This window comes from Parasutterella muris, assembly GCF_009767915.1.
In the GTDB taxonomy this organism is placed as follows: Bacteria; Pseudomonadota; Gammaproteobacteria; order Burkholderiales; family Burkholderiaceae_F; genus Parasutterella; species Parasutterella muris.
Genome location: NZ_WSRP01000005.1, coordinates 12,882 through 26,929 on the forward strand (window position 1 = coordinate 12,882; position 14,048 = coordinate 26,929).

A 14,048-nucleotide genomic window follows, 5' to 3' on the forward strand; every position below is an offset into this window, starting at 1 on the left:
GGTGTTAGCCTGTTATTTGCGAACCAAAGCCGTTTCGGTCTGACTGTAAACTATGCGCAAAAGACCACAAAATTATCGGAACCACTGTGCCGCAGATAAAGTCGTTATTTCTTGTTTCTTTGGAATATATTGCATAAACACAGGCGCAACTTTTGGTAATCTTAAACAATGGAACAATATCTTTTTGCACTTACGCCCGACAGCGCAGAGGAGCCGAACAAGGCTTCAAAGAGCGCTTCGTCCGGGCGTGTTAAACAAGCGGCCGATAAGGCTTCGCCTTTAGCTGAAAGGCTCAGGCCGCAGACCATTGACGAAGTTGTCGGACAGAAGCATTTACTCGGTCCGGGACAGCCGCTGCGCAGCGCCTTTGAGAATGCGCACCCGCACTCCATGATTCTGTGGGGACCTCCGGGCGTTGGTAAGACAACGCTCGCAAGGCTTATGGCAAACGCATTTGATTTGCCCTTTATTTCAATCTCCGCAGTGCTCGGAGGCGTCAAGGATATCCGTGACGCTGTGGAAAAGGCCACAGAAAATCGTCAGAAAACCGGATGCTCGACCGTCGTGTTCGTCGATGAAGTGCATCGCTTTTCTAAAAGTCAGCAGGACGCGTTTCTGCCGCATGTTGAGAGCGGTCTGTTTACCTTTATCGGCGCGACAACCGAAAATCCCAGTTTTGAGGTCATTTCCGCGCTTTTATCCCGCTCTTCGGTTTATGTGCTCGAATCATTAAAGGAAGACGATCTGCTGGAGCTGCTTGATCGGGCGCTCAAGCGTGAGTATCCGACGCTGACTGTTACCGATGAGGCAAAGAAGATTCTGACGGGGCTCGCCGACGGCGACGCGCGCCGATTCCTGAACGCTTTGGAAGTCTCCGCGACTATGGCGCTTGACCGCGGTGTCACAGTGCTCGATGATAAATTTGTCCGCAAGGCACTCCCGGCAACCATTCGGCGTTTTGATAAGGGCGGAGATAATTTCTATGACACGATTTCCGCGCTTCATAAATCGGTGCGGGGATCAGACCCGGACGCGGCGCTCTATTGGATGTGCCGCATGCTCGATGGCGGAGTGGACCCGCTTTATATCGCGCGTCGTCTCATGCGGATGGCTGTCGAGGATATCGGACTTGCTGATCCAAGAGCAATGGAAGTGACAACGAATGCGGTCGATATTTATGAACGCCTGGGCTCACCCGAAGGAGAGCTCGCACTTGCCAACGCGGTGGTTTACCTTTCCGTAGCTCCTAAGTCCATCAGTGTCTATCAGGCATTTAATAAAATGCGCGCCTTTGTAAAAAAGGACGGAACGAGACCCGTTCCGATGCATATCAGAAACGCGCCGACCAAGCTGATGAAAGATATCGGCAGCGGAGCGGGGTATCGCTATCCTCCGGACGAGCCGGGATCCTTTGCGGCAGGCGTGAAATATTTTCCGGATGAAATCCGAGAATATCGGGTTTATGAACCCTCGGACCGCGGAATGGAAATCAAGATTCGCGACAAACTTGAAAGTCTTCGCGCACTCAATGCCGAGGCTCGGCGCGGTCAAATGCCGTCCGGTAAGAAAGTCGGTACGCGTCATGCGAGCGAAAAAGAGGGTTAACTGCGGGTTTTCCGAACTTTCAACGCAGGAATAGATCATTCCTAATGCGCCATGGCGTACAATCAAGAAATTCGCTTTGAAAAAATTAAGTAAGAGAAATTAAATGCTTGATCAGAACCTTTTAAGAAAAAATCTGCCGGAAGTTGTTGAACGTCTGGCAACTCGTAAGTTCAAATTCCCGACAGAACAGTACGAAGCTCTGGAAACCGAACGTAAAGCGATTCAGACTGAAACAGAAGAACTTCAGTCAATGCGCAATCAGGTCGCTAAAAAGATTGGCGCCGCTAAAAAAGCCGGTGAAGATGCTGCCGAATTGATGAAGCAGGGCGCTGATATCGCCTCCCGTCTTGGCGAACTCGAAAAACGTACCGCTGACGTGAAAAAAGCTCTGACCGATCTTCTCTTAACGATCCCGAATTTGCCCGATCCTTCTGTTCCCGTCGGCAAAGACGAAACTGAAAACGTTGAAGTTCGCCGCTGGGGCACTCCGAGAGAATTTGATTTTGAAATCAAAGATCATGTGGACGTCGGTGCGCCTTTAGGTATGGACTTTGATGTCGGCGCCAAGCTTGCCGGTACTCGCTTCGTTTTCATGAAGGGTCAGGTTGCCCGTCTGCATCGTGCGCTCGCTCAGTTCATGCTTGATACGCACACAACAGAAAACGGCTATACAGAATGCTATACGCCTTATATCGCCAATCAGGAAACACTGATCGGCACAGGCCAGCTGCCGAAGTTTGAAGAAGACCTTTTTGCCGCTAAGAAAGGCGGTCAGGAAGGCGAGGGCGAAATTTTCTATCTGATCCCGACCTCCGAAGTGACTCTGACCAACTCCGTTCGCGGTCAGATGCTTAAAGAAAGCGATCTTCCGATCAAGATTACTGCTCAGACTCCCTGCTTCCGTTCTGAAGCCGGCTCTTACGGCAAAGATACGCGCGGTATGATCCGTCAGCATCAGTTCGAGAAAGTCGAAATGGTGCGTATCGTTAAGCCCGAAGACAGCTACAAGCATCTTGAAGAAATGGTTGTCTGCGCCGAAGGCATTCTGCAGAAGCTCGGCCTGCCGTATCGCGTGATCACACTCTGCACAGGTGATATGGGCTTTGGTTCTGCCAAGACTTATGACCTTGAAGTTTGGCTGCCTGCTCAGAACACCTACCGCGAAATCAGCTCGGTCTCCAACTGCGAAGCTTTCCAGGCTCGCCGTATGCAGACTCGCTTTAAGAATGCTCAGGGCAAGACTGAATACGTTCACACGCTGAACGGCTCCGGTCTTGCGGTCGGCAGAACACTCGTCGCGGTTCTTGAAAACTATCAGAACGCCGACGGTACAGTTACTGTTCCTGAAGTGCTTCGTCCTTACATGGGCGGCCTTGAAAAGCTGACGCCGGTTACTGCTAAATAATTAATCTGATTAACAAAGCGCTGAAATTCCTTTCAAGAGTTCAGCGCTTTATTTTTACTGAGAGAAAAAAATGTCCGCGGCACTTCCTCGTATCGCAATTTTGGCAACCGGCGGCACAATCGCCGGCAAAGCTTCTTCCGCCTCCCAGACAGTGGGGTATAAACCCGGCAGCGCGTCAGTTCAGGATATTTTGGATTCTGTACCGGGACTTTCCGATGTCGCTGAGATTACAGCGGTCCAGGTCGCAAATATCGGTTCTGAAGATATGACGGATCATATTTGGACCAAGCTGGTCCGCGAAACTGAAGAGCAGCTCGCAGATCCCGAGATTGACGGTGTTGTCATTACACACGGAACCGACACGCTCGAAGAAACCGCTTTCCTTTTAAATCTCATTCTGAAGTCTGATAAGCCGATTGTGATTGTAGGCTCCATGCGACCTGCAACCTCGATTTCCGCTGACGGTCCGATGAATCTTCTGAACGCGGTGCGCACTGCCTGCTCAGAAAAATCGGTCGGCAAGGGTGTGTTAGTTGTGCTCAATGATGAGATTCACGGCGCACGTGATGTGACAAAAACCAATACGACGAACTGTGCGACATTCGCTTCTCCGAGACTTGGAGCGCTGGGTTTTGTGACAGGCGGAATCGTCGATTTTTATAAAGCTTCCGTAAAACCGCATACCACTCAGACTCAGTTTACTTCCGCGCTTTTAAACGGCTCTGATCTGCCTCTGACGGATATTATTTATGCGCATGCCAATGAAGATTCCCGACTGATCGAAACTTCGGCCGCGACCGGCGCTAAAGGCATTGTCTATGCCGGTATGGGCAACGGGTCCGTTCATGTCAACGCACTGAAAGGGCTGCGCGAAGCCATCGAAAAGGGCGTTATTGTTATCCGTTCTTCGAGAACCGGAAGCGGCGCCGTGGTGGATTCCGCTCCCGAGTGGAGTGAGGTCGGCATGATTAATGGCGGCACTCTGAATCCTCAGAAAGCAAGAATTCTGCTTCAGCTCTGTCTGGCTTCCGGCCTTGGCAGAGAAGAAATTATTGAAGCCTTTAACCGTTATTAATCTCAAAACCCTGCTAGCGAATGCTCGAGGCTGAATCGTTTGGTTCAGTTTAAAGAGTGAGATTCTGATTGAACTGCGGGCAGGCGTGCATAGAGCAAGAGGACTGAATATTCAGTCCTCTTGAAACGTTTTAAACGAAGTTGCAGTTAATAGGCGGTCTTGCGGGGATCCGCTGAGCATGGATGGTCTTGTAGCCGAACACTATGGCGCAGTAACAATCCTCGTCTTCGCCAATTCCTAAGAATTCGCGGATTTTTGGAGAATACTTCGCGGCGTTAGCGGCGTATCCGGCAAAACAGCAGCCGATATCGCGGGCTTCAGCGGCCATATTGAAGTACGTCATCGCGATTCCGGAATCCACGCCGCCCCAAACAATATTTTTAGGTCCGACGGTAAAGGCGGTGCAGGGCGCACCGCGAAGAATAATGTCTCTGCCTTTGCGCTGTCTTGCGATAATCGAGTCAATGTCGTAGCGCTTTGAAAGTACCGGATGCACTCTGCATTCGGTGTCCATCCAATCGGTAATCATGTCCCGCAGCATACGGGTCTTAAAGATAGAATCCGTCAAAATCCAGCGGATCTTTCTGTTGTTGCCGCCCGTGGGCGCATAGTTAGCCGCATCAAGAATGCCTTCCGTCACGGTTCTTGGAACAGGACGGGCGGTAAACATTCTGTATGAGCGTCTTGCTTTGAGGAAGAGATCCATTTTAGCGGCGGTTGAAGCATCCGCTCTCGGCGCCCTAGGAAGTGTTTGACCCGCATCAAGCGCCTGTCGGCATGCGTCTTCCGGGCAATAAGCGGTGCATTGTCCGCAGCTGTTGCACTTATGCGCTATTTCTTCCGGCATGACCGGTCTTCCGTTTTCCAGAACCAGAAGCGACTTAGGACAAACAAAAGTGCAGGTGCCGCAGCCGGTGCATCGTGTCTCGTCAAGAATAAAATTAGACATAGTGTGGTGTGAGTAAAAACAAAGCCGGCGTTAAACCGGCTTTGTAAGTTGAAGGATTAACTCAGGACAGCGCCGGAGGTGCCGGAGCTCACCAGTTTTGCGTATCTAGCCAGATATCCTGTGGTGATTCTCGGCTCACGCGGCTTCCAATTCTTTCTTCTTTCCTCAAGAACCTCGTCGGAAAGCTCAACTTCCAGTTTATGTTCCGGAATATTGATGGAAATAATGTCGCCTTCTTCGAGAAGCGCGATGGGGCCGCCAATCGCGGCTTCCGGAGAAACGTGTCCGATTGCGGCGCCTCGGCTGGCTCCGGAGAAGCGGCCGTCGGTAATCAAAGCGACTGTGGAGCCGAGTCCCGCGCCCATGATGGCCGATGTCGGAGAAAGCATTTCACGCATGCCGGGACCGCCCTTCGGACCTTCGTAGCGAATTACTACAACATCGCCGTCTTTAATCTTGCCGCCCCAGATTGCGGCGATCGCGTCTTCCTCACTGTCAAAGACGCGGGCCGGACCTTTGTGCACGAGCATTTCAGGCGCGACGGCGGAGCGTTTTACGACGGAGCCGTCCGGAGCGAGATTGCCGAAGAGTGCGGCAATACCGCCGGTTTCGCTGTAGGGATTGTCGATCGGACGAATAATTTCCGGATCTTTGTTTTCCGCGTCTTTGATGTTTTCCGCAATGGTTTTGCCCGTTACGGTCAACAGGTTGGTATTGATAAGACCTTTCTTGGCAACTTCCTTCATCACTGCCGGGATGCCGCCGACTTCATTCAGTTCTTCGATGAAGTGGGGGCCTGCAGGAGACAGGTGGCAAAGGTTCGGTGTGCGCTCCGAGATTTCGTTTGCCAGATGCATGTCAAGCTTGAAGCCGCATTCATGCGCGATTGCGGGCAGGTGCAGCATCGAGTTGGTGGAGCAGCCGAGCGCCATGTCCATAGTCATCGCGTTAATGAAGGCATCATAGGTCATGATGTCAAGCGGCTTGATGTCTTTCTTCAGCAGTTCCATAACCTGCATGCCCGCCTGTTTCGCAAGGCGGATACGGGCGCTATGAACGGCAGGAATTGTGCCGTTGCCCGGAAGTCCCATACCCAGAACTTCTGTAAGGCAGTTCATGGAATTGGCGGTAAACATGCCGGAGCAGGAGCCGCAGGAAGGACAACATTTCTGTTCAATTTCATGAAGTTTTTCTTCGCTGATCTTGCCGGCCTTGTATGCGCCGACGCCTTCAAAAGCGGAGACGAGCGAAAGTTTCTTCTTGCCGATGACGCCGGCGCTCATTGCGCCGCCGGAGACAAAAATAGTCGGGATATTCAGTCGGGCCGCAGCCATCAGAAGGCCCGGGACGTTTTTATCGCAGTTCGGAACCATCACGAGCGCGTCAAAAGCGTGGGCAATCGCCATGGCTTCGGTGCTGTCAGCGATCAGTTCACGACTGACGAGAGAGTATTTCATGCCTTCGTGTCCCATAGCGATGCCGTCGCAGACAGCGATAGCAGGGAACACGATCGGAACACCGCCGGCAAGCGCGACGCCCTGTTTGACAGCGTCGACGACCTTATCGAGGTTCATGTGTCCGGGGACGATATCGTTTTTAGAGCTGACGATACCGATCAGAGGTTTTTCCAGTTCTTCGTCGGTCAGGCCGAGCGCATAGAGCAGGGAGCGGTGAGGTGCGGCTTGAGAGCCTTTTTTGATTTTGTCACTTCTCATATTAATTACCTTGTTTTCGTTATCCTGTTGAACGATTCTTTCATTGTATCTTCTTCGGTTTAGACAATACGTCGATAGCCGATGATTTTGCCTTTCCAATAAGCGCTGTTCAGATATTCCATACGGACATATCCTCCGCTTGAGGGCGCGTGCAGAAACCTTCCCTTATCAGCAACCAAACCGGTGTGCAGAGATTTTCCGACTCTAAAGACGACAATATCGCCCTGGCGAGTGTTTCGCGCGGCGGTCCATTTTCCTGCCTTAGACTGACCGGACGTGTTGCGCGGAACGGTTATACCGTGTCGGCTGTAAGCCCAATAAATCAGGCCGGAGCAGTCAAAGCCGTCGGAGGGAGAGGATTTTCCGTAGGCGTACTTGACGCCGTACTGGGTCATCGCCGTTTTTAGGACGCGAGAGCCGAGCGAGCTGTTATAGTTGACCGGATCATACTTATAGCGGCTTGAGCTGAACATGGAACAGCCGCTGAGTGCGAGCATAGAAAGAAGCGAAAGTGTCGTTCTTCTGCTGAGTTTACGATTGCACACGCAGTCCATTTACTTCAGGAGGATAGAGGTTATTGGAATGCATTACAGTTTAGCGCAATGCTGCTTAGAGGATTCTGAAGTAAAAAAATCGGGTAGTTTGTCTTACGATTGAGAACTTTTTATCTGCGGCATGAAAAATGCCCAAGACACTCATTGAAAGAGTCTTGGGCAATGTGCGTGCTGCCAGCTAGGAGAGTTGTGCTTTCTAGCGTCTATTTATTTTTCTGTTCTCTAAAACGAGAACTCAGTTCTTCTTTAAGTGCTTCAAGAACGGGCGGAAGAGTTTGCGAGCAAGGACCGGTAATTTCATGCGTAAATCTGGCATTTCTTCGTTTTCCGGTTTCGATATCGAAATTAATACGAATCGCGGCTTCAGTATCTAGAACGAAATTGGCTGCAGGATAAACGGCTCCGGAGGTGCCGACGGACATAAACACGCAGACTTTTTTCAGGTAACTCGTGATCCAATCCAAGCCATACGGCATTTCGCCGAAGAGAACTACATTCGGTCTGACCGAGTAGCCAGAGGCGCCGCAGACCGGACAGACATTATTTTTCTTATAAAGACCGAGCCTTGGAAAGGTGTTTTTACACTGACTGCAAAGCGAGGACTGGAAATCTCCGTGCAGATGGAAGACTGAGGGAGAACCAGCGAGTTCGTTAAGATTGTCTACGTTTTGCGTGACGTGCACGACGTCACAGTAGTCTTTAACCGCCTGCTGAAATTGTGCAATTGAAGTATGAGCGGCGTTCGGCAGACAGTCGACGGCCTTTGCGATTCGGAAGTTGTAAAACTCAAATACGTCTTCCGGGCGTTCCTTCAAAGCTGTATCTGAGGCAATTTCCGACGGATACAAGTTTTTCCATAAACCGTGTTTGCCTCGGAATGTCGGTATGCCGCTCTCTGCTGAAAGACCGGCTCCGGAAAGGATAAAGACTAATGGTCTGGAATCATTGATGATCAAGCGGCCAAAATCGATGTTCATTTTTGTCCCTAATTGTTTTAATAACTGTTGGAGTATGTTGATTCCTCTGCGTTTTTCTTTTAAAGAAGGCATTGAAATCCGAGTTCCCGCTGTGCCTTCCAAAAGAATTCAATCTCTCTGTAGTGTTATCAGCTTATGTGATCTGTGCGCGGATTGTGTCGGAAGGCCGGGGACGGCAGAGACGTCGGACTTATACATATAGGAAGAAAATTCAACATTTCTGTATGAGTTCCTTCTTCCTTACAGTACTCAGAATTTTCCCATTCGAAGCCTCGCCGTCAGCACCGGACCTGATGAAATGCAGATCTAGCGTGCAAGCGCGAAAATAATTACTGAGATTTACTGCAAACCCAGTCATTTTGTCTCCGAATGATAAAAGCCGACAATGTCAATTTAAACGATAGTACGAAAAATTTTGTCGCGCGGAAAATTGACTGAAAGGTAAAGAACTCTGCCTTTAAGCGCAAAAGAATGACGCAAGGAAAAGAGAGAAGTTTCCCTTGTAGTAAGATTCAAAACATCCTACAGACAATGTGAGAGAGAGAGCAATGGGCCGTAAATATAACCGCAGTTCCGAAGCGGATATCATTTTAGAAATTCTCGCAAGGATTCCCGTCAGCAACCGCTATGTCTCAGCGGACGAGATTGTAAGATCGCTCTCGGAAGCAGGCATTGAAATCAGCCTGAGGTCGACTCAGCGCTATTTAAAGCAGATGGCGGACAGCGGTAAATACGGAATTATTCGTGATACCCGTGACAGTGCTTACGGATATCGCCGCGAACGCACTTGTTCTCAGTTTGATTCAATCAATCTCAGACCTAATGAATGTCTGTTGCTGAGGCTTGCTCAGGAACATATGCGCTATCAGATGCCGGGTGCTGTTCTCAAGTCTTTGGATTTTCTATTTGATGCCGCGGAAAAAGAGCTGAACGAGAAGGGGCGCAATGCGAAGGAGCGTAACTGGCTCAAGAAAGTCTGTGTAGTTTCTTCTTCTATTTCTCAGATACCGCCAAAGATTTTGCCGAGAATATTTGATTCGGTTTCAGAAGCGCTTTATGAAGAAAAGATGCTTCGCGTCGAATACACCAACAATGAAGGCAAAACCACGAAAGCGGCGGTAGCGCCTTTGGGCTTGGTGCAGCAGGACTCGCGCCTGTATCTGATATGCCGCTTTGAACACTTTGATAATGAGGTGCATTTAGCGCTGCACCGATTCAAACGAGCGGAAGTGACGGACTTCCCGGCTGTTCGCCCGAAGGATTTTGATCTGCAGGGCTACGTGAACGACCGGCACTTCAATTTCAGCAACGGAGCATGGATCCATTGGATTTTAGAGTTTGAAAGCGATCAGACGGCAAGGAATTTGACAGAAACGCCGTTCAATACTTCTCAGATATTGGAAAAGGGAGAGGATGGGATTTGGCACCTGGAAGTTGACATTCAGGATTCGATGCTTTTGGACGGATGGGTTGCCATGTGGAAAGAAAAGGCCGGCATCAGAAGATCGGACAAGCAGCCGATAGAGGGAGATGTGCCGGAGATTATCGGACTAAGCAGACCGCGATAAATTCGGAAGGTCAAAATAAAATTCCCGCTTCGTTTTTTAAACCGGGAGCGGGAATTTTGGGAGAAACGGCTGCAGCGCAGCCGTAAAAAAGTACCGAAGAAAGATTACTTCTTAGCAACTTCTTTCTTCTCTTCCTTTTTGTCTTCTTTTTTCTCTTCTTTCTTTTCTTCAGGTTTGTTTTCCTGAACTAAGACAGTGGAGAGCTGGCAGAGACGAGTATGGAAATCGTCGAGCTTGTGAGTATCGATCGGCAGTCCGCCGTCGGTGAAGACCTTAAGTACGGTGTGGAAGTTAGCGAAGATATCGCCGCGCAGGAATGTGTGTTCGTGTCTTCCGCCGAGCATATCGCACCAAGCGAATGTAACGTAGAACACATTGTCTTTTCTCTCAAAGCCGAGGAAGGAAACGTCACCGGGGTTGAGCGTTCTGTTCTGCTGTTCGGGCGGTACACTAGCTTTGATGTTGCCAACTACATTAGGCATTGTTTACTCCTTCAAAACAAAAAGGTTTGTTATAGGTTTTATATAAAGCCAAGGGAGTAACTTATTGCGACACCCTCAGTTTTATCGTTTTTGCGAAATCGCAATGTGTTTTTAGAGAGTTTTGATGCGATTGTCAATCTTTAAATAGAAATGGGCGGGTAATGCCTAATAAAATTTGGCGCGAAACGTACTAGTTTTCATGTCGAAATGGTGATTATTTCTGCGCAAAATGAATTCGTCAGACAGGATGTCCTACGGGCATGGAAAGCGTGAGAATCCTGCTGATGAGTCGGGCATCAGGAGGGCTTTGCAGGTAAGTATTCGTCTGCTTTTGCTGCGGGATTAGTTATCTGATTTAACACAGTCGAAGCGGTTAAATATAGAAAGAGCTCGCCTCAGTTTCCGATGAATAAAAATTCTTGTTTCCTAATGATTTCCCGGTCTTCAAAGTTTCTGAGGATTGAGTTTCTCGAGATTGTCCTGATATTAATAATAGAAGGAAGCGCGGGTCTGAAGAATCTTATGCATACACAGCATGAATACTGGCGGCTGAAAATACGCAGCATTGGCCTTTTATGCCATTCACTCATGAATAATGATGAATAATAAGTATTGGACGAATAAAAACTGCAGCTTCTAGAATTCACCATAGCTTTGAACGTTTGGAGAAATAATGAAGCGGATTATTGGCAGAACTTTTGAAGCCGAGCGCTCACTGTATCGTCTGACTGATACGGAACTGATTGACTGCGTCTTCGGCGGACCTGAGGACGGAGAGTCGCCTCTGAAGCATCCGGAGAACTTTCGACTGAAAAATTGCGATTTTTCTTTGAGATATCCGATTTGGCATGCCAAAGATTTCGAGATTGAGGACTGCAGTTTTGACAAGCTGGCGAGGGCGGCGCTTTGGTACTGCTACGACGGCAAAATCATCAATACAAAGCTTCATGGCATTAAAGCGCTGCGCGACTGTCAAAACGTTCTGCTTGAAGGCTGCAGCATTAAAAGTCCGGAGTTCGGATGGAAGTGCCGAGGAATCATGCTGAGAGACTGTTCGATCGAGGCAGAGTACCTCTTTCTTGACACAGCTGATTTGACGCTGAAAAACTGCAGACAAAAAGGGAAGTATTCATTCCAGTACATCCGGGACCTGCTGATTGAAGACAGCGAACTCGACACAAAAGATGCCTTTTGGCACAGCGAGAACGTGACCGTCCGCAACTCTCATTTAAAAGGTGAGTATTTAGCCTGGTATTCCACGAATCTGACACTTGAGAACTGTGTTATTGAAGGAACGCAGCCGCTTTGCTTCTGTCAGGGGCTCAAACTGATTAATTGCCGAATGGTGAATTGCGACCTTGCCTTCGAGTTTTCTGATGTTCAGGCCAAAGTGATCGGCAGTATTGATTCCATCAAGAATCCGAGAAGCGGAAGGATAGAGGCCGATGAAATTAAGGAAATCATTCTCGATGAACCGGGTGAAGCGGAAATTACGGAGTTAAATAAATGAAAGAATCTTTAAGTGCATTTCCCTTGGGATCGACAAACGACGCTTATGCTGAATACTTTATCGGTCAGAGTTATCTTGCGCCGCTGACGGCGGAGCAGATTCCAACTTACAACGTGACTTTTGAACCCGCGTTCCGCAATAACTGGCACATTCATCATGCCGAGAAAGGCGGCGGTCAGATGCTCATCTGCGTCTACGGAGACGGCTGGTATTAGGAGTGGGGCAAGCCTGCCCGCCATTTAAAAGCGGGAGATGTTGTCAATATTCCGGCTAACGTCAAACACTGGCACGGTGCGGCAAAGAACAGCTGGTTTCAGCATCTTGCCCAGGAGATACCGGGAGAAGGAAGCCGAACAGAATGGTGTGAACCGGTGGACGATGCTCAGTATCAAAAACTAGGATAAACACGCTTATATGTGCTAGCACATCTGAAATTTTGCTTTGGACGGCTGTATGGCCGTCTTTTTCTTTGCTTAAAAACAAAGAAAAGGAGGTAAAAATATGAATAGCCTAAGGGTTTATCATGACAATCGGTTGACTAGTTAACGTTATGTAATACATTTAACCCCGCAGATAAACTCGGAAAATTTAGAACAAATAAATTTCTTATTTTGTTCGAATTCGAAAAAATAATTCAGCAATTAGATAAATCTAAATTTATATAACAAGATTAAGCGGGTTAATACCAATAAATTCACATGCTAAATGAAGCGAATGAAGGCCGAAGAATACCCTCAAAAGTGCCGCCGTATCAGGGTTTAGTAGAATTTTTTCACATGAGGTTTCATTTCATAATGTGCGCAAGCGGGTAAACTCGCGATGTGAGAATCGTTAGTTTCAGTGTTTGTTTCATTAACTGCTTACAGATCAAAAAATAAGATCGAAGCAATAGTGGAATGGAGATTGACAATTCTCGCTTTTGTTTAATACTTAATTGCTAGGATAGTCTATGTCTTCTCAAAACGATGTTCAGAAGCCTGAATTGGCTGATGAGAAAAGCGACAAAGTCACAATCGGCGCCTACATCTCTCTGGTGCTTGCTTGTGTCTTTTTCTCGGGTGTTTGCGCAACCAATCAGTGGTGGGGCATCTTCGACTTCACAACCATCAACGGTTCTTTCGGTAAGTTAGTTTCCGGCGTAACTCAGAACGGCGACGCTCTGAATGTTGCAACGGCCAACTTCCGCGGTAAAGGCGGTTCCGGTGCGATCGACGGCTTCATGTTCGCTCTCACTCTGGTTCCGACCGTTATGTTCGCTCTTGCGATGATCACGGTTTTCGACCACTTCGGTGCTCTTAAAGCCTGCCGTCAGATCCTCACTCCGATCCTTCGTCCGCTTATCGGCGTCCCCGGTGGTGCCGGTCTTGCTCTGATCGCTTCTCTGCAGTCTACCGACGGCGGTGCAGCGCTCACACGCCAGCTCAAAGACGACAACATTCTGAATGACAAAGAAATCAACAACTTTGCTGCATTCCAGATGACTGCTGACGCTTGCATCACAAACTTCCTTTCTTCCGGCGCTGTTCTGTTTACACTGCTTGCCGCTGATGGTAAGCCTGCCGTTCCGGTCAGCATCGGCGCATGTCTCGGCATTCTGTTCCTTGGCAAGATTCTTGCCGCGAACATTATGCGTGTAATCCAGATGGGCGGAAAGATTTCTGTCCGCAAGAACGCTTAATTTTCGGAGGAAAGAAATATGTCAGCAAGTAAAGGCAAAATGATGATCACTGACGTGTTCGTCAATGGTGCAAATCAGGGTTGGGCGATTGCGACTCACTCTACAATTCCGAACGTTTTGATGGCTTTCGTTATCATCAAAATGCTTACAATTTCGGGCGCTCTTGCCATGATCGGCAAGGTTCTCGGACCGGTTATGGCTATCTTCGGTCTTCCCGGCGAAGCAGCCATGATCCTTCTCGGCGGCTGGATGTCCATGGGCGGCGGTGTTGGTGTTGCGGTTGCGCTTTTCGATAAGGGCGCTATCGACGGTACACAGCTCGCTATCTGTATCCCCGCTATTTACCTCATGGGCTCCCAGGTTCAGTACATGGGCCGCTGCCTTGGTGTTATCGGCGTTCAGGGTTCCGACCTCTTCAAGATTATGGCCATTCCTCCGATCGTCGCGCTTCTCTCCCTCTGGGTTATGCGCCTGGTCGTTTTAGGTTCATAATATAGTCCTCTAACAACACTTAAAAATCCCCGCGAAAG

At 48.9% G+C, this 14,048-nt stretch carries 13 protein-coding genes; 8 read left to right on the top strand and 5 right to left on the bottom strand.

Annotation, left to right across the window (positions count from 1 at the left end):
• Positions 1 to 168: 168 nt before the first annotated feature.
• The 3 genes from E5987_RS02300 (at position 169) to E5987_RS02310 (ending at position 4,085) form a co-directional block, all read left to right on the top strand.
• Positions 169 to 1,605, top strand: coding sequence for a replication-associated recombination protein A (locus E5987_RS02300; protein WP_160334473.1), 1,437 nt, complete (start codon positions 169 to 171; stop codon positions 1,603 to 1,605).
• Positions 1,606 to 1,708: 103 nt separating this feature from the next.
• Complete coding sequence (serS, locus tag E5987_RS02305; protein ID WP_160334474.1) at positions 1,709 to 3,010, top strand: serine--tRNA ligase; 1,302 nt, start codon at positions 1,709 to 1,711, stop codon at positions 3,008 to 3,010.
• A gap of 70 nt (positions 3,011 to 3,080) precedes the next feature.
• Entirely contained in the window at positions 3,081 to 4,085 is a 1,005-nt protein-coding gene (locus E5987_RS02310) for an asparaginase (protein WP_160334475.1), read from the top strand.
• A 130-nt stretch (positions 4,086 to 4,215) separates the two neighbouring features.
• On the opposite strand, the gene E5987_RS02315 is transcribed toward E5987_RS02310, so the two are convergent.
• The 4 genes from E5987_RS02315 to E5987_RS02330 all read right to left on the bottom strand — a co-directional run bounded on the left by E5987_RS02315 (position 4,216) and on the right by E5987_RS02330 (position 8,280).
• The gene (locus E5987_RS02315) at positions 4,216 to 5,034 is read right to left on the bottom strand and encodes a nitroreductase family protein (RefSeq protein ID WP_160334476.1); all 819 of its coding nucleotides are present in this window, start codon (positions 5,032 to 5,034) and stop codon (positions 4,216 to 4,218) included.
• Between the two features lie 56 nt (positions 5,035 to 5,090).
• Positions 5,091 to 6,749 carry a dihydroxy-acid dehydratase gene (gene ilvD, locus E5987_RS02320; protein ID WP_160334477.1) on the bottom strand — a complete coding sequence of 553 codons (1,659 nt, stop codon included), beginning with the start codon at positions 6,747 to 6,749 and terminating at the stop codon, positions 5,091 to 5,093.
• 59 nt (positions 6,750 to 6,808) lie between these two features.
• On the bottom strand, positions 6,809 to 7,303 hold the full coding sequence (locus tag E5987_RS02325) for a C40 family peptidase (protein ID WP_160334478.1): 495 nt from the start codon (positions 7,301 to 7,303) through the stop codon (positions 6,809 to 6,811).
• 203 nt (positions 7,304 to 7,506) lie between these two features.
• Entirely contained in the window at positions 7,507 to 8,280 is a 774-nt protein-coding gene (locus E5987_RS02330) for a Sir2 family NAD-dependent protein deacetylase (protein WP_160334479.1), read from the bottom strand.
• A gap of 548 nt (positions 8,281 to 8,828) precedes the next feature.
• On the opposite strand from E5987_RS02330, the gene E5987_RS02335 reads away from it, so the two are divergent.
• Positions 8,829 to 9,848, top strand: coding sequence for a helix-turn-helix transcriptional regulator (locus E5987_RS02335; RefSeq protein ID WP_160334480.1), 1,020 nt, complete (start codon positions 8,829 to 8,831; stop codon positions 9,846 to 9,848).
• Between the two features lie 104 nt (positions 9,849 to 9,952).
• On the opposite strand, the gene E5987_RS02340 is transcribed toward E5987_RS02335, so the two are convergent.
• A complete protein-coding gene (locus E5987_RS02340) occupies positions 9,953 to 10,330 on the bottom strand; it encodes a hypothetical protein (protein WP_160334481.1) in 378 nt (125 codons plus the stop codon).
• A 673-nt stretch (positions 10,331 to 11,003) separates the two neighbouring features.
• On the opposite strand from E5987_RS02340, the gene E5987_RS02345 reads away from it, so the two are divergent.
• The 4 genes from E5987_RS02345 to E5987_RS02360 all read left to right on the top strand — a co-directional run bounded on the left by E5987_RS02345 (position 11,004) and on the right by E5987_RS02360 (position 14,010).
• Positions 11,004 to 11,840: a DUF3737 family protein gene (locus E5987_RS02345; protein WP_160334482.1), complete on the top strand. Its 837-nt coding sequence runs from the start codon at positions 11,004 to 11,006 to the stop codon at positions 11,838 to 11,840.
• Positions 11,837 to 12,055 carry a cupin domain-containing protein gene (locus E5987_RS13015; protein WP_237178692.1) on the top strand — a complete coding sequence of 73 codons (219 nt, stop codon included), beginning with the start codon at positions 11,837 to 11,839 and terminating at the stop codon, positions 12,053 to 12,055. The genes E5987_RS02345 and E5987_RS13015 overlap by 4 nt, the downstream gene beginning before the upstream one ends.
• A 734-nt stretch (positions 12,056 to 12,789) precedes the next feature.
• Positions 12,790 to 13,518: a nucleoside recognition domain-containing protein gene (locus E5987_RS02355; protein ID WP_160334483.1), complete on the top strand. Its 729-nt coding sequence runs from the start codon at positions 12,790 to 12,792 to the stop codon at positions 13,516 to 13,518.
• Positions 13,519 to 13,536: 18 nt separating this feature from the next.
• Complete coding sequence (locus tag E5987_RS02360) at positions 13,537 to 14,010, top strand: YjiG family protein (protein ID WP_160334484.1); 474 nt, start codon at positions 13,537 to 13,539, stop codon at positions 14,008 to 14,010.
• Positions 14,011 to 14,048 lie beyond the last annotated feature (38 nt).